General features: G+C 61.7%; 23 protein-coding genes and 1 pseudogene. 10 read left to right on the top strand and 14 right to left on the bottom strand.

The window, feature by feature from the left end; genetic code table 11:
* Positions 1-82 precede the first annotated feature (82 nt).
* A complete protein-coding gene (gene dxs, locus ACLD1Y_RS10125; protein ID WP_429477717.1) occupies positions 83-1,981 on the top strand; it encodes a 1-deoxy-D-xylulose-5-phosphate synthase in 1,899 nt (632 codons plus the stop codon).
* Between the two features lie 162 nt (positions 1,982-2,143).
* On the opposite strand, the pseudogene ACLD1Y_RS10120 reads toward dxs, so the two are convergent.
* The 11 genes and pseudogenes from ACLD1Y_RS10120 to nrdR form a co-directional block, all read right to left on the bottom strand.
* Positions 2,144-2,239, bottom strand: a pseudogene (locus tag ACLD1Y_RS10120) (cobalamin-binding protein); the annotation flags it as partial.
* Positions 2,240-2,241: 2 nt separating this feature from the next.
* Entirely contained in the window at positions 2,242-2,661 is a 420-nt protein-coding gene (locus tag ACLD1Y_RS10115) for an MFS transporter (RefSeq protein WP_429477715.1), read from the bottom strand.
* Complete coding sequence (gene ribA, locus ACLD1Y_RS10110; RefSeq protein ID WP_016978544.1) at positions 2,658-3,275, bottom strand: GTP cyclohydrolase II; 618 nt, start codon at positions 3,273-3,275, stop codon at positions 2,658-2,660. Before ribA ends, ACLD1Y_RS10115 begins: the two co-directional genes overlap by 4 nt.
* A 129-nt stretch (positions 3,276-3,404) precedes the next feature.
* On the bottom strand, positions 3,405-4,133 hold the full coding sequence (locus tag ACLD1Y_RS10105) for an ABC transporter substrate-binding protein (RefSeq protein ID WP_429477713.1): 729 nt from the start codon (positions 4,131-4,133) through the stop codon (positions 3,405-3,407).
* 54 nt (positions 4,134-4,187) lie between these two features.
* A complete protein-coding gene (gene thiL / locus ACLD1Y_RS10100) occupies positions 4,188-5,153 on the bottom strand; it encodes a thiamine-phosphate kinase (RefSeq protein WP_429477711.1) in 966 nt (321 codons plus the stop codon).
* Positions 5,154-5,171: 18 nt separating this feature from the next.
* Positions 5,172-5,672 (bottom strand): transcription antitermination factor NusB, encoded by a 501-nt coding sequence (nusB, locus tag ACLD1Y_RS10095; RefSeq protein WP_429477709.1) that lies wholly within the window; start codon positions 5,670-5,672, stop codon positions 5,172-5,174.
* Positions 5,669-6,145, bottom strand: coding sequence for a 6,7-dimethyl-8-ribityllumazine synthase (ribH, locus tag ACLD1Y_RS10090; RefSeq protein ID WP_003194576.1), 477 nt, complete (start codon positions 6,143-6,145; stop codon positions 5,669-5,671). Before ribH ends, nusB begins: the two co-directional genes overlap by 4 nt.
* Before the next feature lie 88 nt (positions 6,146-6,233).
* Positions 6,234-7,325 carry a bifunctional 3,4-dihydroxy-2-butanone-4-phosphate synthase/GTP cyclohydrolase II gene (gene ribBA / locus ACLD1Y_RS10085; protein WP_429477706.1) on the bottom strand — a complete coding sequence of 364 codons (1,092 nt, stop codon included), beginning with the start codon at positions 7,323-7,325 and terminating at the stop codon, positions 6,234-6,236.
* 15 nt (positions 7,326-7,340) lie between these two features.
* Positions 7,341-8,003 carry a riboflavin synthase gene (locus ACLD1Y_RS10080; RefSeq protein ID WP_429477704.1) on the bottom strand — a complete coding sequence of 221 codons (663 nt, stop codon included), beginning with the start codon at positions 8,001-8,003 and terminating at the stop codon, positions 7,341-7,343.
* 48 nt (positions 8,004-8,051) lie between these two features.
* On the bottom strand, positions 8,052-9,188 hold the full coding sequence (ribD, locus tag ACLD1Y_RS10075) for a bifunctional diaminohydroxyphosphoribosylaminopyrimidine deaminase/5-amino-6-(5-phosphoribosylamino)uracil reductase RibD (RefSeq protein WP_429477702.1): 1,137 nt from the start codon (positions 9,186-9,188) through the stop codon (positions 8,052-8,054).
* The gene (gene nrdR, locus ACLD1Y_RS10070) at positions 9,185-9,649 is read right to left on the bottom strand and encodes a transcriptional regulator NrdR (RefSeq protein WP_185708644.1); all 465 of its coding nucleotides are present in this window, start codon (positions 9,647-9,649) and stop codon (positions 9,185-9,187) included. The genes ribD and nrdR overlap by 4 nt, the downstream gene beginning before the upstream one ends.
* 139 nt (positions 9,650-9,788) lie before the next feature.
* Here nrdR and ACLD1Y_RS10065 point away from each other — a divergent pair, with 139 nt between their 5' ends.
* From ACLD1Y_RS10065 to trxA, 4 genes are all read left to right on the top strand, one after another.
* Positions 9,789-10,244, top strand: a complete 456-nt coding sequence (locus ACLD1Y_RS10065) for a YbaY family lipoprotein (protein ID WP_429477700.1) — start codon at positions 9,789-9,791, stop codon at positions 10,242-10,244.
* The gene (locus ACLD1Y_RS10060) at positions 10,241-10,894 is read left to right on the top strand and encodes a class I SAM-dependent methyltransferase (protein WP_429477698.1); all 654 of its coding nucleotides are present in this window, start codon (positions 10,241-10,243) and stop codon (positions 10,892-10,894) included. The genes ACLD1Y_RS10065 and ACLD1Y_RS10060 overlap by 4 nt, the downstream gene beginning before the upstream one ends.
* Positions 10,895-11,157: 263 nt before the next feature.
* Positions 11,158-12,159: an Abi family protein gene (locus tag ACLD1Y_RS10055; RefSeq protein ID WP_429477696.1), complete on the top strand. Its 1,002-nt coding sequence runs from the start codon at positions 11,158-11,160 to the stop codon at positions 12,157-12,159.
* Between the two features lie 73 nt (positions 12,160-12,232).
* Positions 12,233-13,105 (top strand): thioredoxin, encoded by an 873-nt coding sequence (gene trxA / locus ACLD1Y_RS10050; protein WP_429477694.1) that lies wholly within the window; start codon positions 12,233-12,235, stop codon positions 13,103-13,105.
* Here the strand turns inward: trxA and ACLD1Y_RS10045 are convergent.
* Positions 13,102-13,443 carry a hypothetical protein gene (locus tag ACLD1Y_RS10045; protein ID WP_429477692.1) on the bottom strand — a complete coding sequence of 114 codons (342 nt, stop codon included), beginning with the start codon at positions 13,441-13,443 and terminating at the stop codon, positions 13,102-13,104. The genes trxA and ACLD1Y_RS10045 overlap by 4 nt on opposite strands.
* Before the next feature lie 132 nt (positions 13,444-13,575).
* Here ACLD1Y_RS10045 and ACLD1Y_RS10040 point away from each other — a divergent pair, with 132 nt between their 5' ends.
* The 5 genes from ACLD1Y_RS10040 (at position 13,576) to ACLD1Y_RS10020 (ending at position 17,476) form a co-directional block, all read left to right on the top strand.
* The gene (locus ACLD1Y_RS10040; RefSeq protein WP_429477690.1) at positions 13,576-14,166 is read left to right on the top strand and encodes a DUF2796 domain-containing protein; all 591 of its coding nucleotides are present in this window, start codon (positions 13,576-13,578) and stop codon (positions 14,164-14,166) included.
* 6 nt (positions 14,167-14,172) lie between these two features.
* Positions 14,173-14,883: an ABC transporter ATP-binding protein gene (locus ACLD1Y_RS10035; protein ID WP_429477688.1), complete on the top strand. Its 711-nt coding sequence runs from the start codon at positions 14,173-14,175 to the stop codon at positions 14,881-14,883.
* Between the two features lies 1 nt (position 14,884).
* On the top strand, positions 14,885-16,150 hold the full coding sequence (locus tag ACLD1Y_RS10030) for an ABC transporter permease (protein ID WP_429477686.1): 1,266 nt from the start codon (positions 14,885-14,887) through the stop codon (positions 16,148-16,150).
* A gap of 11 nt (positions 16,151-16,161) precedes the next feature.
* Positions 16,162-16,683, top strand: a complete 522-nt coding sequence (locus ACLD1Y_RS10025) for a DUF3299 domain-containing protein (protein WP_429477685.1) — start codon at positions 16,162-16,164, stop codon at positions 16,681-16,683.
* Positions 16,684-16,777: 94 nt separating this feature from the next.
* Entirely contained in the window at positions 16,778-17,476 is a 699-nt protein-coding gene (locus ACLD1Y_RS10020) for an OmpW/AlkL family protein (protein WP_429477683.1), read from the top strand.
* Between the two features lie 137 nt (positions 17,477-17,613).
* Here ACLD1Y_RS10020 and ACLD1Y_RS10015 read toward each other — a convergent pair whose 3' ends face one another.
* Together ACLD1Y_RS10015 and ACLD1Y_RS10010 are read right to left on the bottom strand one after the other, a co-directional pair.
* Complete coding sequence (locus ACLD1Y_RS10015; protein ID WP_429477681.1) at positions 17,614-18,498, bottom strand: sugar nucleotide-binding protein; 885 nt, start codon at positions 18,496-18,498, stop codon at positions 17,614-17,616.
* Between the two features lie 87 nt (positions 18,499-18,585).
* The gene (locus tag ACLD1Y_RS10010) at positions 18,586-20,661 is read right to left on the bottom strand and encodes a mechanosensitive ion channel family protein (protein WP_429477680.1); all 2,076 of its coding nucleotides are present in this window, start codon (positions 20,659-20,661) and stop codon (positions 18,586-18,588) included.
* Positions 20,662-20,714: the final 53 nt, after the last annotated feature.

The raw sequence follows: 20,714 nt of genomic DNA, 5'->3' as shown, positions 1-20,714 counted from the left end.
GCCAAGTTCGGCGCTCTGCGTGGGCAGTTTGCAATGCTTGAGGTAAACTGCCGCCTCTTCTATACCTATAACGATTCGCCTGATGCCCACGACGTTTCAAGAGATTCCCCGCAAGCGCCCGTCCACGCCCCTGCTCGACCGTGCTGTCACGCCGGCCGGCCTGCGCCGTCTGGGTGAAGCCGAGCTGGAAACCCTGGCCGATGAGTTGCGCCTGGAATTGCTCTACACGGTCGGCCAGACCGGTGGGCATTTCGGCGCCGGCCTGGGCGTCATCGAGCTGACTATCGCCCTGCATTACGTGTTCGACACCCCGGACGACCGGCTGGTGTGGGACGTGGGCCATCAGGCGTATCCGCACAAGATCCTCACGGGTCGCCGCGAACAAATGGGCACCCTGCGCCAGAAGGACGGCATTGCTGCCTTCCCACGTCGCTCCGAGAGCGAGTACGACACCTTTGGCGTCGGCCACTCCAGCACCTCCATCAGTGCAGCGCTGGGCATGGCCATTGCCGCCCGCCTGCAAGGCAGCGACCGCAAGGCCATTGCCGTGATCGGTGATGGCGCGCTGACCGCCGGCATGGCCTTCGAGGCGCTCAACCATGCGCCGGAAGTAGACGCCAACATGTTGGTGATCCTCAACGACAACGACATGTCGATCTCGCGCAATGTCGGTGGCCTGTCCAACTACCTGGCAAAAATCCTCTCCAGCCGCACCTATGCCAGCATGCGTGAAGGCAGCAAGAAGGTGCTCTCGCGCCTGCCCGGCGCGTGGGAAATTGCCCGTCGCACCGAAGAATATGCCAAGGGCATGCTGGTGCCCGGCACCCTGTTCGAAGAGCTTGGTTGGAACTACATCGGCCCGATCGACGGCCACGACCTACCCACCCTGATCGCCACGCTGCGCAACATGCGTGACCTCAAGGGCCCGCAGTTCCTGCATATCGTCACTAAAAAGGGCAAAGGCTTCGCCCCGGCGGAAGTCGACCCAATTGGCTACCACGCCATCACCAAGCTGGAACCGGTGGACGCTCCCGCTGCTGCGCCGAAAAAGGCCAGCGGCCCGAAGTATTCCGGTGTGTTCGGCGAATGGCTGTGCGACATGGCCGCCGCCGACCCGCGCCTGGTGGGCATTACGCCTGCGATGAAGGAAGGCTCGGACCTGGTGGCGTTCAGCGAGCGTTTCCCGCTGCGCTACTTCGACGTGGCGATTGCCGAGCAGCATGCAGTCACCTTCGCGGCTGGCATGGCCTGTGAGGGCGCCAAGCCGGTGGTCGCGATCTACTCCACCTTCCTGCAACGCGGTTACGACCAGTTGGTGCACGACGTCGCGGTGCAAAACCTCGATGTACTGTTCGCCATCGACCGCGCAGGTTTGGTGGGCGAAGACGGCCCGACCCACGCCGGCAGCTTCGACTTGTCCTACCTGCGTTGCATCCCCGGCATGCTGGTGATGACGCCGAGCGACGAGAACGAACTGCGCAAGATGCTCAGCACCGGCCACCTGTACAACGGCCCGGCCGCCGTGCGTTACCCGCGTGGCAACGGCCCGAATGCAGTGATCGAAAAGGACTTGGCGCCTATCGAGATCGGCAAGGGCATCGTCCGTCGCCAGGGCAGCAAGACGGCGTTCCTGGTATTTGGCGTGCAATTGGCCGAAGCGCTGAAAGTGGCCGAGAAGATCGACGCCACCGTGGTGGACATGCGTTTCGTCAAACCGCTGGATGAAGCACTGGTGCGCGAGATCGCCGGTAGCCATGAGCTGCTGGTGACTGTCGAAGAAAACGCCATCATGGGCGGCGCCGGTGCGGCGGTCAGCGAGTTCCTAGCGCGGGAGAATATCCTCAAGTCGGTGCTGCACCTGGGCTTGCCGGATGTGTACGTCGAACACGCCAAGCCGGCGCAGATGTTGGCGGAGTGCGGGTTGGATGAGGCTGGGATTGAAGCATCAGTCCTGAAACGCACGGCGCAACTGGGCCTGTAAACCGGGATCAAAAAATGTGGGAGGGGGCTTGCTCCCGATAGCGGCGGGCCAGTTAAAGAAATTGAGACTGACACACTGCAATCGGGAGCAAGCCCCCTCCCACATTTTTGACCGCGTACACCATTCAAGGTGGGAGCTGGCTTGCCTGCGATAGCGGTGCCACAGGTTCGGTGCAATCACCTGACACAACCGCCCCAGCGCCTCCACCATCTGCCCACTGGGCCTTTCCAGCCCTTTATCCGGCACCAGCCAGAGGCGCTTCATCCCAATTGGCGGGGGATGCGATAGAGGTAGAACAGCACCAAGGTCGACAGCGCCAGCAGAAACAGCGGCACCGCTTCCAGCCCCACGAACACCGCCAGCGTACCGATCCAGGCCGGCAGGGCAGCAATCATCAAGGCCGTACGCCGACGAGCCGCCAGGGTGATCCAGGCCGCTGGCTCTTCGGGGGTATCGAGGGCTTTTGAGGTGGCGATCAACGCGTGTTTATAGCCGTTGAAGTAGCGCAGGCTGAGGAACATCGAGGCCACGCCGGCGATAAAGAACGGCATGGCCAGCACCGGCAGCAAGGACTGGGCTTGGCCGAACACCAGGTTAATCACAAACAGGGGAAGCAACGCCAGGGCCAGGTACTGCCACCAGTTGAAGGACAGTCGCCGTTTTACCTGGCCACGGGTCACGCGCGGTCGACCTCGCCCTGGTGCTCGTTGCCCATCATGTGGTCGAGCTTGCTGGCCTTGGTGGCCAGGTACAGCTTGTTATGCGGGTTGTGCCCGGTGTGCAGCGGCACGCGCTCGGCCACGGTGATGCCCATCTCGGTCAAGGCTTTGACCTTGCGCGGGTTGTTGGTCATCAAGCGCAAGGATTTCACGCCGAGGTGTTCGAGCATCGGCAGGCAGATCGCGTAGTCACGCTGGTCGGCAGCGAACCCCAGGCGCTCGTTGGCTTCAACAGTGTCGGCGCCGCCATCTTGCAGCTCGTAGGCGCGGATCTTGTTCATCAGGCCAATACCACGGCCTTCCTGACGCAAATACAGCAACACACCGCGGCCTTCACGGGCAATGGCGCGCATGGCGGCTTCCAGTTGCGAACCGCAGTCGCAACGCTGGCTGAACAGTGCATCACCGGTCAGGCACTCGGAGTGCACGCGGCCAAGCACCGGGGCGCCGTCAGCGATATCGCCCAGGCTGAGCACGACGTGCTCGCGGCCGGTGGCTTCTTCGAGAAAGCCGTTCATGGTGAACGTGGCAAAAGGGGTAGGCAGCTTGGAAGCGGCGACGAAAACGACGGGCACCGTGTGCTCCTGATTTCAGTTTTTACAAAGGCGGCCATTGTAACAGCACGTTCCTACAGACGCTTAAGCTGAATTATCGCTGATAAAGATCAATAGGTTCGATTGGCCTTCATCCTGGTTCTATGCAGTTCAGAACGGATAGGGCTGTTTCCACTGCTCGAAAATTGGCTTCAGCTCGCCGCTCTTTACCAGTGCCCCCATGCGCTGGTCGAACACTGCCATCAGGCCCCGGCCTCGCTCGTTATCGGCAAACCCCACGTACAGCGGCAGTTCGGCGACATGGGTGAGGCGGAACTGGGAGGGATCGTGGGCTTGTTTGAGGACCTCGGTCACTTCGGTCAGGGCATCGATGTAGAAGTCGGCCCGGGCGTGTTGCAGCATGGAAGGGATGCCGTCGCGGCGCTCAATCTGGTTGAAGCGGCGCACGTTGGGCAGGTAGTCCTCGTACTTGTAGCCGCGTACCCAGGCCAGGCGGTAATCGCCCAGGGTCGCCGCAGTCGGGGCCGGCGTAGTTGCCAGGCCGAGGGCGTAGATGTGGTCGGAATCGAAGTTCCAATGGGGGTACAACACGCCTTTGGCTTCGTCGCGGTAGGCGCCAACCCAGCCATCCACCTCGCCACGCTGGGCCAAACCGACCGAGCGTGTGTACGGCTCGGTGCGGGTTTGCAGGGTAATCCCCGCCGGTTCGAAAACCTTGCGCAACACGTCCCAGGCCAGGCCTCGGCCGTCAGCGTCGGTGTAGTCATCCCACGCTTCACTGGCCAACAAGACCTTGCCGGGCGCTACCGGCACCTCACCGGCATGCACCCAGGATGTGAAGGCGCACAGCACTACCACCAGCCAGCGGCGCACATCCATGGGACAACCTCCTACTCCGTGATGATCGTATAGAGGGTAGCGCAGGACGCCGGCTTACGGCGCCTCGCGAAAATGCTGATAACCACGGATGGCCGGGGTTATGTCCTGCCCGCCGGCATCCAGCAGCGTCACGCCCTGCCCCGCCACGACCCGGCCGATCACGTGGACCGGCCAGCCGTCGGCCAGCAACGGCGCCAACTCGGCAGGCGGCAGGGTGAACACCAGAATGTAGTCATCGCCGCCACTCAAGGCCGCCACCCGCGCCGCTTCATCGCCGACAAACGCGAGCAAGGCCTTGGACAGCGGTAACTGCTGGCGCTCGACCAACAGACTGACAGCCGACGCCTTGGCGATATGCCCACAATCGGCCAGGAGACCGTCTGAAATATCCATCGCAGACGTGGCCTTGCCCCGCAGCGCCAGCCCCAAGGCCAACTGCGGCTGTGGCGACCAGTAATGGGCCAGCAACGGTTCGGCGATGGCGGCCTCAGCCGTGCGCTGGCCCAATACCAGCGGTAAGGCACCCGCCGCGTTGCCCAGCTCACCGCCCACACACAACAGGTCACCCGGCTGCGCGCCACTACGGGTCAACGCTTGACCGGCCGGCACACGGCCGAATACGGTCAGGGTCAGGCTGAGCGGGCCACGCGTGGTGTCGCCGCCTACCAAGCCAACGCCGCAGCTTTGCGCCATGGTGTTTAAACCCTGGGCATAGCGTTGCAGCCAATCGGCATCGACCGTCGGGGTGGTGAGGGCAAGGGTAAACGCGAGGGGGTTGGCGCCCATGGCAGCCAAGTCACTAACAGCCACGGCCAACGAGCGTTGGCCCAGCAAAAACGGGTCGCAGGGGTCAGCAAAATGCACCCCGGCCACCAATGTATCGGTGGAGATCGCCAACTGCTCCCCAGCGGGGAGCGCCAGCAGGGCGCAGTCGTCGCCGATCCCCAAGGCAATGCCTTCGCCGCCCTGCGCACAAGGCGCGGCAGCGAAGTATTTACGGATCAGCTCAAACTCGCCCATTCAGGACTCAAGCGCCGGTTAGCGCTTGTACGCCTTCACTTCGGCTTCACGCAGGCGCGGAGCCAGCTTGTCGAGCACGCCATTGACGAACTTGTGGCCGTCGGTCGAACCGTAGACTTTCGCCAGTTCGATACCTTCGTTGATCACCACGCGGTACGGCACGTCGACCCGGTGCAGCAATTCCCAGGTGGACAGGCGCATCACGCACAGTTCAACCGGGTCCAGCTCTTCGATGGTCAGGTCCAGGCAAGGTGCCAGGGCCGTGTCGATCTCGGTCAGGTGTGCATGCACACCGTGCAGGATGTCGTGGAAATAAGCTTGGTCGGCGAAGGTGAAATCGTTGTCGACGCGAAACTGCGCTTCGATTTCGTTCAACGACGCACCGGCCAAATGACGCTGGTACAGCGCCTGGGTCGCCAACTGACGAGCAGCGCGACGCTTCTCGTTCTTGGATGGCTTGCCAGCGTCTGCTGGGCGTGGCTCGCGTGGGTTGAAGTTGTCGCTCTCGTCGGAAATCACTTGGCCTCCAACTGCGACAGCAGGCTGACCATTTCCAAGGCGGACAAGGCAGCTTCAGCGCCTTTGTTGCCGGCCTTGGTGCCGGAACGCTCGATGGCTTGCTCGATGGAATCCACGGTCAGTACGCCGAAAGCAACCGGCACGCCGAACTCCATGGACACCTGGGCCAAGCCCTTGGTGCATTCGCCGGCCACGTATTCGAAGTGCGGAGTACCGCCACGAATCACCGCGCCCAGGGCGATGATCGCCGCGTATTCACCCTGTTGGGCAACTTTTTGCGCAACCAGTGGAATTTCGAAGGCGCCAGGGGCACGGATGAGGGTGATATCGCTCTCGCTTACACCGTGGCGAACCAGGGCGTCCACGGCACCGCTTACCAGGCTTTCAACCACGAAGCTGTTGAAGCGGCCAACTACCAGGGCGTAGCGGCCTTTGGGGGCGATGAAGGTACCTTCGATGGTCTTCAGGGTCATTCGACAAATCTCTTAAAGAGCCGGGACGCGAAAAGGGCGTCCCTTAGTGATGATTTAACCGCGAACAAGGGGCAAAAAACGCCGGCCTTTATTCGGAGGGCACGTATTCTACAACTTCCAGATCGAAACCGGATATCGCATTAAATTTCATCGGTGCGCTCATCAGGCGCATTTTGCGCACGCCGAGGTCACGCAGGATCTGCGAACCGGCACCGACGATGCTGTAGGTGGTCGGTTTTTTCACCGGTGCGTGGTCGGCCGTTTCGCGGATATGCGCCAGCAGTACATCGCCATCCAACGGGTGACCGAGCAACAGCACCACCCCGCTGCCAGCCTCGGAGACCGCGGCCATAGCGGCCCGCAGACTCCAACGGCCCGGTTGCTTGACCATCAGCAGGTCCCGCAGTGGGTCCATGTTGTGCACGCGCACCAGGGTCGGTTCCTCGGCACAAATGGCACCCAGGGTCAGGGCCATGTGCACATCGCCTTCCACTGAATCACGGTAGGTCACCAAATTGAATTGGCCCAGTTCGCTGTCCAGTGGCTGCTCGGCAATCCGCTGAACGGTACGTTCGTGGATCATGCGGTAGTGAATCAGGTCGGCAATGGTGCCGATCTTGAGGTTGTGTTCGGCCGCGAAGGTTTCCAGCTCAGGGCGACGGGCCATGGTGCCGTCGTCGTTCATCACTTCGCAGATCACGCCGCTGGGCTCGAAACCGGCCATGCGCGCCAGGTCGCAGGCCGCTTCGGTATGGCCAGCGCGGGCCAGGGTGCCACCCGGTTGGGCCATCAGCGGGAAGATGTGGCCAGGGCTCACAATGTCTTCGGCCTTGGCGTCCTTGGCGGAGGCGGCTTGCACGGTGCGCGCGCGGTCAGCGGCGGAGATACCGGTGGTGACGCCGGTGGTTGCTTCGATAGAAACCGTGAACTTGGTGCCAAAACCCGAGCCATTACGCGGCGCCATCAACGGCAGCTTGAGCAGTTCGCAGCGCTCGCGGCTCATGGGCATGCAGATCAACCCACGGGCGTGCTTGGCCATGAAGTTGATGTGCTCGGCCTGGCAGGCCTCGGCGGCCATGATGATGTCGCCTTCGTTCTCGCGGTCTTCGTCATCCATCAGGATGACCATCTTGCCTTGGCGGATGTCTTCAACCAGTTCTTCGATGCTATTGAGCGCCACGCGGCACCCCCTTGGTCAGGATTTCAGGTAGCCATTAGCGGCCAGAAAACTTTCGGTGATGTTACCGGCAGCAGGCTCTGCGGCCTTTTCGCCCAGCAACAGGCGCTCCAGATAACGGGCAAGCAAGTCGACTTCCAGGTTCACCCGGCGACCTGGCTGGTACGCGGCCATGATGGTTTCGCTGAGGGTGTGGGGAATGATGGTCAGTTCAAATTCGGCGCCATTCACGGCGTTCACGGTGAGGCTGGTGCCATCAACCGTGATCGAGCCTTTGTGGGCGATGTACTTGGCCAGCTCTTTGGGCGCGCGGATACGAAACTCCACGGCGCGTGCATTTTCGCTGCGGGAAACCACTTCGCCTACGCCATCGACGTGGCCGCTGACCAAGTGACCGCCCAGGCGAGTGGTAGGTGTCAGGGCTTTTTCCAGGTTGACCGGGCTGCCGGCCTTGAGGTCGTTCATCGCAGTGCAGTCCAGGGTTTCCCGGCTGACATCGGCGGCAAAACCGTTGCCCGGCAACTCGATAACGGTGAGGCACACGCCGTTGATGGCGATGCTGTCGCCCAGCTTGACGTCGCCGAGGTCGAGCTTGCCGGTTTCAACCGACAGGCGAACGTCGCCGCCCTTTGGGGTCATTGCACGAATGCTGCCGATGGATTCAATGATGCCGGTGAACATGGCCTTCTCCTGGAAATCGGTGCGGGGCCCTTGAGCGCCCGGTCAGAATTATACGCTCGCTGGTGATACCGGGACGGCAGTGACTCGCCAGTCGTCGCCCACAGCGCGCATTTCAATGATCTTGAGTTGGGGGGCATCGGCCAGTTTCTCAAGCGGCCAGTCCAGCAAAGGCCGCGCAGCGGAGCCGAGGAACTTGCCGGCGATGAAAATTACGTACTCATCCACCAGGCCCTGCTGGGCAAAGGCACCGGCGAGACTTGGACCGGCTTCCACCAACACTTCGTTGACGCCACGGGCCGCCAGGGCCACCAAGGCTGATCGCAGATCCACTTGCCCTTCGACGCCGGGCACCACCAGGCACTCAGGGCCACGGGGGAATTGATTTTCCGGGGTCACACAGGTGATGACCAATGCAGGCCCCGCCTTGAAGAACGGCGCGTTGAGCGGCACCCGCAGGCGGCCATCGATCAACACCCGCAACGGCGGGCGCGACATCGCGAGCGCGGTGGTCGCTTCATCCAGGCCCAGTTCGGCGGCGCGTACGGTCAGACGGGCGCCATCGGCCAGCACCGTGTCAGCGCCGGTCAGCACCACGCTGGCCTCGGCGCGCAGACGCTGCACGGCGGCACGGGCGGCAGGGCCGGTAATCCATTGGCTTTCGCCACTGGCCATCGCGGTGCGACCGTCCAGGCTCATCGCCAGCTTGACCCGCACAAACGGCAGGCCGTGTTCCATGCGCTTGAGGAAGCCGGGGTTCAGCGCACGGGCTTCACTTTCCAGCACACCGCTGCGGGTCTCGATCCCGGCCTGGGCCAAGCGTTGCATGCCACGCCCAGCCACCTCCGGGTTCGGGTCCTGCATGCCTGCCACAACACGCGCCACACCGGCACTCACCAGTGCATCGGCGCAGGGAGGCGTACGGCCATGGTGGCTGCACGGTTCGAGGGTCACGTACACCGTGGCGCCACGAGCCTTGTCGCCAGCGGCCCGCAGGGCATTCGGCTCGGCGTGGGGTTCGCCGGTGCGCTCATGCCAGCCTTCGCCAACAATCTGCCCATCGCGCACGATCACGCAACCGACCCGTGGGTTGGGGTGGGTGGTGTACAGGCCCTTGCGGGCCAGTTCCAGGGCGCGGGCCATGTAGTGGGCATCGAGGACGGCTTGTTCGGCAGACAGTGGGGTCATTGTTTGGCAGGCTCTCGGGCCAGGCGGTCGATCTCTTCGCGGAACTCATTGAGGTCCTGGAAGCGTCGATACACCGAGGCGAAACGGATGTAGGCAACTTCGTCGAGCTTTTGCAGCTCGCCCATCACCAGTTCACCCACCACCAGGCTCTTGACCTCGCGTTCACCGGTCGCCCGCAGCTTGTGCTTGATATGCACCAGCGCCGCTTCCAGGCGCTCGACGCTCACTGGGCGTTTTTCCAGGGCACGCTGCATACCGGCGCGCAGTTTTTCTTCGTCGAAGGGTTGGCGGCTGCCGTCGGACTTGATCAGCCGTGGCAACACCAGTTCGGCGGTTTCGAAGGTGGTGAAACGTTCACCGCAGGCCAGGCATTCGCGCCGGCGACGCACTTGATCGCCCTCGGCGACCAGACGCGAGTCAATGACCTTGGTGTCGTTGGCACCGCAGAAGGGACAGTGCATGGTGGCAGGCAACAAAAAAAGGGAGGGCCATGGTAGCGCATCCCCGTGGCAAGACAAGCCATAGCCTTTACGGTATACAGGCAGGCTTATATGTTTATTTGTGTTCAAGTCACGGATTTTGCCCTTCCTGGAGCCGTACATGCAGTTACGACCACTTGTTTTGCTCGCCCTGTTCAGTGTTTTGGTCGCCTGCAGCAGCGAAGCCCCCAAGCCTGCCGCCCCGCAACCGACGCCCGCCCAAGAGAAAAAAGTGCCCGGGATTGAAGACCTCGGCCCGTTGCCGGCGTATCAGCGCGAAATCAGCGGCACCCTCAACGGCGTACCTGCCGCTGCCGAGGTCGAACTGGCCTTGCTGGTGATCGACGACCGTTCGCGCCCACAACAGCTGCTCGCCAGCAGCGTGCTGACCGGCAACGGCCAACCTTTGGCCTTCCGCCTGCGCTTTAACCCCGAAGCCTTCCCGGCCGGTGCGCGGGTTGAATTGCGTGGCCGCGCCAGCCAGTCAGGCCAATTGATCCTGCACCTGCCCGCCGTGAGCATCACCCAGGCGATTACCCAATCCACAGGCCCCCTGCAATTCGTCAAGGCACCATGACACCACCGCTGGCCCTACAAGCGGCGCTGAGTGAACTGATCGGCGACGCCCACCTGGTGCCCTGCCCGCTGCCGGGCACCGCGCTGTCGTTGTGGCTGCTGGACGCGGACAACATGGACCGCGCCTTCAGCCCCGAAGAAACCCGTCGCATCCTGCACGAGCCACCCTACTGGAGTTTTTGCTGGGCCAGCGGCTTGGCGCTGGCCCGTTACCTGGCGGCCAACCCCGAGTGGGTCGCGGGCAAGCGCGTGCTGGATTTCGGCGCAGGTTCCGGCGTGGCCGGGATTGCCGCCGTCAAAGCCGGGGCGCTGGAAGTGGTGGCTTGCGACCTTGACCCGCTGGCGCTGGCCTCATGCAGGGCAAATGCCGAACTCAACGGTGTAGAGCTGGGTTATTCGGAGGACTTTTTCGCCGAAGCCGACCGCTTCGACCTGATCCTGGTGGCCGATGTGCTCTACGACCGCGCCAACCTGCCGTTGCTCGACCAGTTCCTCACCCGTGGCCGAGAGGCGCTGGTGGCGGATTCACGGGTGCGGGACTTTCAGCATGCGGCTTACCAGCGGCTGGAGATCCTCGACGCACTGACCTTGCCAGACTTGGCCGAGCCTTGGGAGTTTCGCAAGGTGAGCCTGTACCATTCGCGGCGCTGAGCTCGCACGTTACAAATTTTCGGCAATAGATTGGCTGAGACAGTTAAAGACGGGGTATGGACAATGCCCACCTTCTGTACACGGCCTGGACAATCGACCTGCATGCCCTTCCAGATAAAGCCACTTATCACCCGCCCTCTTAAGGGCTTGCACAAATCCAGGCAGCTGCCTAATCTTTACGGCAATACACCCGCCATGCCTCTGGTTGCGTCAGTAGCCAAGCACAAATTGTGCGGGTTTTTTATGCCCGGTACTTTCCTGTCATGAGGGCATTCAGGAAACCCGCCATCGACGTTCCTGCCCAGTTGGAACTGCTCAAACGCCGCGGATTGCACATTCAAAATGAGGAACACGCCGCAGCTTTTTTGCAGTCGGTCAGTTTCTTTCGGCTTAGCCCTTACATGCGCCCCTTCCAACAACCGGAAGATATCGGCCATCGTTTTCGTGAGGGCAGCCAGTTTAGGCAACTCACCCGCCTCTATGATTTCGATCGACGGCTTCGCTTATTGACCATGGACGCCATCGAGAGAGTCGAAGTGGCATCGCGCTCGGTCATTAGCAACCACATGGGGCCTAACCATGGCTGCCATTGGTATCTCAATCCGCAGATGTTCCATCACGCTTTTGATCATCAACGTCTCCTTGCAACGTTGTCGAACAAACAGGCCGCAGCAACGCGTGACTATTTACGCGAATGCGAGCGCATCGATAGATCCCACGCTGACCACTCAAAAAAAGACCGCCTAAAACGGCAAAGGGCGAAAGAAAGCTACGCTCGCCATTATCCCGCAACCTATATTGACCCGCCGCTGATGCCTGGCTGGGCAATGCTGGAAGAACTGACATTGGGAGATTTATCCCACTTGTACAAAGGCCTGTCGAAAGACTCGGACAAGAAAGCGATTGCCAAGCGCCTCGGGCTGGCAGCTCCGCTGATGCAGTCTTGGTTGCACACCCTGACCACGATCCGAAATATGTGCGCCCATCACTCACGGATGTGGAATCGGGAACTGGGTATTCGCCCAGAGTTGCCGAAGAAGGCGAATTTCTTATGGCCTGTGCATCTACTCCAAAAAGGGCCACATACCCGAATCTTTGCGGTGCTTTGCATCCTTAATCACTTGATGCACCAGGTCAGTCCGCGTACTCGTTGGGATCAAGGCCTGCTTCAACTGATCCAGGAGTTACCCGACGTCGACCTGAGGTCGATGGGATTCCCAAGCGACTGGTACCAAGATCCTTTTTGGCATGTACCCCGCACCTGAGCCGCATGTTGCTTCCGATAGCCGTCTCCAGCCCTTATAGTTCCCCCCATTCCCGCTTTATTCGAGACGCGCCATGAGTGAGCCCACGCCGTATATCTTCGATGTCACCACTGCCACGTTTGATCAGGCGGTGATCGAGAACTCCTTCCACAAGCCTGTACTGGTGGATTTCTGGGCCGAGTGGTGTGCGCCGTGCAAGGCGTTGATGCCGCTGCTGGCGCAGGTTGCCGAGAGTTATCAGGGCGAGTTGCTGTTGGCCAAGGTTGATTGCGAGGCCGAGCAGGATATCGTTGCGCGCTTTGGCATTCGCAGCCTGCCGACGGTGGTGTTGTTCAAGGACGGCCAGCCAGTGGACGGGTTTGCTGGAGCGCAGCCGGAGTCGGCCGTGCGGGCGATGTTGGAGCCTCATGTGCAGATGCCGCCGCCGGCTGCGGCCGACCCGTTGGAGCAAGCTCAGGCGTTGTTTGCCGAGGGGCGCATCAGCGATGCCGAGGCGGTGCTGGTGGCCTTGCTCGGCGAGGACAACACCAACGCTGCGGCGCTGATTCTGTACGCACGCTGCCTGGCCGAACGCGGCGAGCTGGGCGAAGCCCAGGCCGTGCTGGATGCGGTCAAGAGCGACGACCACAAAGCCGCCCTCGCTGGCGCCAAGGCGCAGATCACCTTTCTGCGCCAGGCCGCCGACCTGCCTGACGCTGCCGACTTGAAAAGCCGCCTGGCGCAAAACCCGCAGGACGATGAAGCCGCCTATCAACTGACCATCCAGCAACTGGCGCGCCAGCAGTACGAGGCAGCGCTGGAAGGTTTGCTCAAGTTGTTTATCCGCAACCGCAGCTACAGCGAGGGCCTGCCCCACAAGACCTTGCTGCAGGTATTCGAGCTGCTGGGCAATGACCACCCGCTGGTCACGGTGTACCGCCGCAAGTTGTTCGCCGCGCTGTACTAATCGCCGATCCAACTGTACAGCGGCGTATCCACGCCGCTGGCCACCTTCACCTTGGCGCTATGGCGCAGGCGCACCAGCAGGCGCTTGCCCGTCGCGGCATCGCCGGCCAGGCCTTCCAACTGATCGAGCAGTTCCAGGCCACTGAGCTGCCCGGCCTTGCGCAATAGGTCCTGGGCGTTCTGCCACTGATCCTCATCTTGCTTGACTGGCGCCGCTGCCGGTGCGCTTGGCACCGGCGTGGCCTGCAATTGCGCGCCCAGGCGTGCCCAATCGCCGTCGTCCAGCTCCAGGGTCAAGTCCACCGGCAGGTCACCGACGGTTCCACGAATTCGCAACATCGTCCTTCCTCCTGCAGTTTTTCTGACGAGCATGCTCCCATGTGGCTTGCGCAACGCCAAGCGGGCGGTCAAACTCTCGGCTCTATTGTTATAAGATCACATAACAAAACTTTCATACTCTGGAGCCGTCCCATGCGCCGTCTGTTGCTCGCTTTGCCGTTTGCCCTGCTGCCACTGGCGGTTGCCCATGCTCACGAAGATCACGACCACGAACACGGCAGCCTGGGTGCTCACGAACATGGCGTCGGTCGTCTCAACGCCGTTTTGGACGGCCAGGCCCTGGAACTGGAACTGGACAGCCCGGCAATGAACCTGGTGGGCTTCGAACACCTGGCCACCACCGCCGCCGACAAAGCCAAGGTTGCGGCGGTACGCAAACAGCTGGAGAACCCGCTGGCCCTGTTCAACCTGCCCAAAGGCGCCGGTTGCGTGGTGAGCACCCAGGAACTCAACAGCCCGCTGTTCGGCGACAAGCCAGAAGCCGATCATGACGACGATGACCACGATCACGACGCCAAAGCCGGCGAACATCATCACGACCACAGCGAAATCCACGCCCACTACCAGTTCACCTGCGCCACGCCGACCGCCTTGAGCAACCTCGACCTGAGCCAAGTATTCAAGACCTTCCCCGCCACCCAGAAAATTCAGGTACAACTGATCGGCCCGAGCGGCCAGCAAGGTGTTGAAGCGACGGCCACAGCAGCCACCCTGAAGTTCTGAGTTCCCATGACCCAAGCACTGATCCAACTGTCTGACCTGGGCTTCAACTGGCCCGGTCACCCGCAGTTGCTGGACATCCCTGCTTTCCGCCTGGAAGCAGGGGAAACCCTGTTTCTCAAGGGGCCGAGCGGCAGTGGCAAAACCACGCTGTTGGGCCTGCTCGGCGGCGTACAGAAGCCCAGCCGAGGCAGCATCCGCCTGCTTGGCCAAGAGCTCACCGAGCTGTCGGCCGGCGCCCGCGATCGCTTTCGCGTTGACCACACTGGCTATATCTTCCAGCAATTCAACTTGCTGCCGTTTCTATCGGTGCGCGAAAACGTCGAGTTGCCGTGCCACTTCTCCAAGCTGCGCGCACGGCGGGCCAAGCAGCGCCACGGCAGTGTCGACCAGGCCGCTGCTGCCTTGCTCGCGCACCTGGGTTTAAAAGACAAAAACCTGCTGGAGCGCCGCGCCGACTCACTCTCCATCGGCCAACAGCAACGGGTCGCCGCAGCCCGCGCGCTGATCGGCCAACCGGAACTGGTGATCGCCGACGAGCCCACCTCAGCCCTGGACTACGACGCCCGCGAAGCCTTCCTGCAATTGCTGTTCGCCGAATGCCGCGATGCGGGCGCCAGCCTGTTATTTGTCAGCCACGACCAGAGCCTGGCCGCGCTGTTCGACCGCAACCTGTCGTTGGCCGAACTCAATCGCGCCGCCACGCCCGCAGAGGTTTGAGATGTATCTGTTCCGTCTAGCCATGGCCAGCCTGGCTAACCGCCGCTTTACCGCGATCCTCACCGCCTTCGCCATCGCCTTGTCGGTATGCCTGTTGCTGGCGGTGGAGCGCGTGCGCGTCGAGGCGCGCAACAGTTTCGCCAGCACCATCAGCGGCACCGACCTGATCGTCGGCGCCCGCTCAGGCTCGGTGAACCTGCTGCTGTACTCGGTATTCCGCATCGGTAACGCCACCAACAACATCCGCTGGGACAGCTTCGAGCATTTCGCCGCCAGCCCCCAGGTGAAGTGGGCGATCCCGATTTCCCTCGGCGACTCCCATCGCGGCTACCGCGTGATGGGCACCAACGAAGCCTACTTCGAGCACTACCAATACGGCCGCAAACAAAACCTGGAACTGGCCAGCGGCCGCGCCTTCGCCACCGACCCGTTCGAAGTGGTGCTGGGTGCCGAAGTCGCCGACGCGTTGCACTACAAGCTCGGCGACAAGCTGGTACTGGCCCACGGTGTGGCCGTGGTCAGCCTGGTCAAGCATGACGACAAGCCCTTCACGGTGGTCGGCATCCTCAAGCGCACCGGCACGCCGGTGGACCGCACGTTGCATATCAGCCTCGGTGGCATGGAGGCGATCCACATCGACTGGCACAACGGCGTGCCGGCCCAGGGCAAAGGCCGCATCAGCGCCGACCAGGCGCGCAATATGGACCTCACGCCCCAAGCCATCACCGCGTTTATGCTGGGCCTGAACAACAAAATTTCTACCTTTGCCTTGCAACGAGAGATCAATGAATTCCGTGGCGAGCCGATGCTGGCGATCCTGCCCGGTGTAGCCTTGCAAGAGCTGTGGAGCATGATGGGCACCGCCGAAAAAGCGCTGTTCGTGATCTCGTTGTTCGTGGTGTTGACCGGTTTGATCGGCATGCTCACGGCGATCCTCACCAGCCTCAACGAGCGCCGCCGCGAAATGGCGATCTTGCGTTCAGTGGGCGCACGCCCTTGGCACATCGCGACGCTGCTGATCTTTGAAGCGTTCGCCCTGGCGTTGTCGGGTGTGATTGCCGGCGTTGGCTTGCTCTACGTGTGTATTGCTGCGTCACGCGGTTACTTGCAGGCCAACTACGGCCTGGACCTGCCGATGGCGTGGCCCAGCGAATATGAATGGACCCTGCTGGCCGGTATCCTGGCCGCCGCGCTGTTGATGGGCAGCGTGCCCGCGTGGCGCGCCTATCGACAATCCCTGGCCGACGGCCTGTCCATACGTTTATGAGGAAGGCTTCGATGCGTCGTGTGCTGTTTGCGCTGTTGCTGCTGGTGGTCGTGCCGGCTTGGGCCGATGAGCAGCCCAAGGATTTGTCGTGGCAGGAAATGATCCCACCGGACGCGCCGCCGGAAGTGCCCAATATGAAACCGCTGCACGACCTGTCGAACATGGCCGATGCCTTGTCCGTCGAGGCCGCGCCTGCGGCCAAGCAGGACCTGCCCAACGCGCCGGTGGTGCAGGGCCTGGACGGCAAGCACATCCGCCTGCCGGGCTATATCGTGCCGCTGGAAGTGAATGAAGAAGGCCGCACCACGGAGTTCTTGCTAGTGCCGTATTTCGGCGCGTGCATCCATGTGCCGCCACCGCCGTCGAACCAAATCGTGCATGTTAAAAGCGAAGTCGGCGTGAAGCTCGACGAGTTGTATCAGCCGTATTGGATCGAAGGCGCGATGCAGGTGAAGCCGTCCACCAGCGAACTGGCCGATGCCGGTTACCAGATGGCCGCCGAGAAGATTTACATGTACGAACTGCCGGAATAAGGCTGATCACCCTTTCATTGAGCTGAGTCAAAAGACCGAACGGAACGATCTTTACCATTGGACCTACAACTTTTAAACGTCCTTTGGAGCTCCCATGAACAAGTCTCTGCTCGGCGCGTCCCTCTTCGCGCTCGCCCTCGTCGCCCCCGTTGCACACGCTCACGAAGCGGGCGACATTCTGGTTCGCGCCGGTGCAATCACCGTGAACCCGAAGGCCGACAGCGGCCACGTGAAGGTTGACCAAGGCCCGCTGGCCGGGACCAACCTGGGCGGCAAGGCGACCATGAGCAGCGACACCCAACTGGGTTTGAACTTTGCCTACATGATCACCGACCACGTCGGTATCGAACTGCTGGCGGCCACGCCGTTCGAGCATGATGTGAAGATCAAAGGCACCGCCCTGGGCGCTGCCAACGGCAAGCTCGGTACGCTCAAACACCTGCCGCCGACCCTGAGCGTCGTGTACTACCCGCTGGATAACAAGTCTGCGTTCCAACCGTATATCGGTGCCGGTATCAACTACACCTGGATCTACGACGAACACGTCGGCAGCCGCGCCTCCGAAGCAGGCTTCAGCAACTTCAAGGCCAATAACTCCTGGGGCTGGGCCGCGCAGATCGGTGCGGACTACATGATCAACGACAAGTGGATGATCAACGCCCAAGTGCGTTACATCGACATCAGCACCACTGCCACTGTGGAAAACAACGCTGTGGCTGCGGGCACCCGTGCCAAGGTGGATGTGGACGTGGACCCGATGGTTTACATGGTGGGTATCGGTTACAAGTTCTAACTGAGATCCAACAAACACCGCATAGCAAATGTGGGAGCGGGCTTGCTCGCGAAAGCGGAGTGTCAGTCAACAGATTCATTGACTGATTCACCGCTTTCGCGAGCAAGCCCGCTCCCACATTTTGGATCTCTGTTTCTTCAGGTATGGCGGTAGTAACGGTCCAACAACGCCGGCAACCCCGCCCGCCACGCCCGTGGCTTGATACCAAAGGTGTGCAGGATCTTCTTGCAGGCCAGCACCGCGTGTTGTGGCTCATCACTCGCATCCGGCCGCGCCGCGTGGGCCTGGGCAGTGGGCGATTCAATCGCCAGCGGATGAAAAGTTCGCGCTTCGGTAAGGATCGCCTGCCCCAGCGCCAACGGCGTGGTCGCCTCCTGGCCAGCGTAATGGTAGGTGCCCCACAGCGGCGCCGCGCAATCGAGTTGCTTGAGCACCGAGATGATCACCCGCGCCGCATCGTCCACTGGCGTCGGGTTACCGCGACGGTCATCGGCCATCAATAACTCATCCGGTTTCTCGGCCCGGGCCAGGAAGCGCCCCAGGGCGCCATCGACGCTGTCATCCAGCAGCCAACCAAAGCGCAGCAGCACGTGCTGTGGGCAGGTCGCGCGTACGCTCTGCTCGATGCGCCACAACGCCTGGCCGCGCAGGCCCAGAGGCACTGGCTCGTCTTTCTCGCTGTAGGCGGTGGCGCGGGAGCCATCGAACACGCGGTAGCTGGACGGCTGTAGCAACGTGATGGTGTGGTGCTGGCACAGTTCGGCCAGGCGTTCGATAGCGAACTCCTGGGCGGCCAAGCGGGTTTCGCTGACCGCTTCGGCTTGGAACCAGTCGAAGTAGTAGGCGAGGTTGATCAACGCATCGGGACGGGTGTCGTCGAGCAATTGGGTAAGGCTCGCGGCATCCCAGCCGTCTTGGGGCGGTTTGGGTGCGAGGAAACCGATGTCTTCCTCTGCACCAAGGCGAATCAGCGCTTGCCCGAGGGCATTCCCGCCGCCCAGTAACATAAGGCGCATTCGCATAAATTGAGCAGGCCCGGTCAGTTTGGAACGATGGCTATTTAGGTATGTGCCTGAATCGTTGCATTTTGCGGGTTTGTAGCGCAACCGTCACGGATTAACTATCTTCGCGCCACCCTCGGCTCCCTCATGCTCCAGGGCCGCCCGCTGGGGCACCATTACCTGTTGTGGATAAGTCTGCGCGAACTGCACCTGGTCGCAGTTATCCACAAGCTTTTTCAGACGCTGGTTAAACGCACGGCTCACCGCGTACTGCCCGCCCGACACCGTGCGGAACTGCGCCGTGAGCACTACGCCGTTGAGGTCCATCTTGTCGACGCCAAACACCTCCAGCGGCCCTTGCAGGTTGTACTTGAGGAACACATCGTCGCGAATCGACTGCCCCGCCTCGCGGATCAACTCTACGGCTTTATCCACATCGGTGTCGTAGGTGAACTGTACCGAGAAAAATGCATAGGCAAATTGCCGCGACTGGTTGGTCACCGCCTTGATCTGCCCGAACGGCACCGAATGCACAAAGCCCTTGCCATCACGCAGGCGCAGGGTACGGATGGTCAGGCCTTCGACGGTGCCGGCGTGGCCGGAGTCGAGCACCACCCAGTCGCCGATGGACAGGGTGTCTTCGATGATGATGAACAGCCCGGTGATCACGTCCTGCACCAATTGCTGGGAGCCAAAGCCGATGGCCAGACCGACCACACCGGCACCCGCCAGCAGCGGCGCGACATTGATGCCCAGGTTGGCCATGGTGGTGATCGCGCAGATCACCACCAGAATGATCTTCACCGCATTGCGCACCAGCGGCAGGATGGTTTTAACCCGCGTACTCGGCTGGCGGTTAGAGCGCTTGTTCACGGGCGGTTTGAGCGCTTCCTGGATCGCCGTGTCGAGCACTACCCAGAACAACCAGGTCATCAGCAGGATCAGGCCGATGCTGCTCAAGGAATCGCTGATCGCCCGGCCCACCGAGTTGCGTTGGGCAAACTCGAACAGCGACACGCCCCAGATCCGCCCGAGAATCTCGATAAACGCGATGGCCATGGCGATACGCAGAATGGCGTGCAACAGACTCAGGAAGCGCTCCTTGTACGCACTGCTGCGTTGGATCGCCACCTGGCTGCGAGACTTGAACAGGTGCTGCAACACGGTGCTGAGGAACACGGTGCCAATCAACAAAATGGTGGTGAACAACGCACAGCGCAGGGCCTTCTGGTTATCGTCGCCCGCGCCGATCAGGTTGATGGCCGACACCAGCACCATCAGCAGAATGGGCCAATACCACAACCCGGAAAACACCCGCAGCGATTGCTGCAACGCCGGGTGCTTGAGGCGCGGGGCCAACGGCCGGTTGCGAATCAAGTGGGCCACCGGCCGCCGCAGGCGCACCACCAATACCCCAAAGATCACCGCCGCAAACAACCCGGTAAATACCGCGACACTGCTGGTGATATTGCCGCCCAACTGACGGGCGATCTGCGGGCTGGTCAACGCATCGCTCAGGGCCGCAAGAAAGCCGATCAAGAACAGCGGTTTGGGACAGTAGTCGCGAATAATCCGCACCGCCGGGCGCTTGTGGCCGACATTGAACATGACGATGACGCACAACAATATCGAGGTAGAAAAGATGCCGCTGCTGGTGGCATAGGCGAAACACAGCGCCAGCGCACGGCCCACGGAAGTGGGCAGAAAGTGGCTGACATACAGGGTCAAGGGCAGGCACATCAGTGCGGGAATCGTATAAGGCACGATGTAGCCAAGCACCCCTTGCAGCCGCCCACGTTGTTCGACAAACGCGCGCCGACTCAAACGCAGCACGATAAAACGCCCCAACAGCGTCAACAGGGTAAATGCGCCGACCCACACACCAGACAGCAACAGAAAGTCCCCGGCCACGCTCCATGGCGAGCGTTCAGACGTCTGATCGACCAGGCGCCCTACTTCGTCCGCAGCCCGATCGGCACGCAGGCGCCAGGCATCGATCAGGTTTTGGTTGAGGTCGAGTTTGTCCTGCACATCGTCGATGGAGGAACTGATGGCACCGAGCAAACCGCCTTCGACCAGCAACTCAGGCTTGGCGGGGGCGGGCTCAGGAGCCGCGGCTTGCAGCGCGCCGCTGCCACACAACAACAGCGCACCGAGCAGTAATGCAGTCTTGAGATTGCGCAAAACACCGGGCTCCTTACAGAAGGGTCTGTAAGGAACTGACGGAATTGAGTCGT

Source organism: Pseudomonas sp. 18175 (genome assembly GCF_050432925.1).
GTDB lineage: Bacteria > Pseudomonadota > Gammaproteobacteria > Pseudomonadales > Pseudomonadaceae > Aquipseudomonas.
The sequence above is the reverse complement of the archived record's forward strand: the minus strand, read 5'-3'. Positions and strand labels throughout refer to the sequence as shown.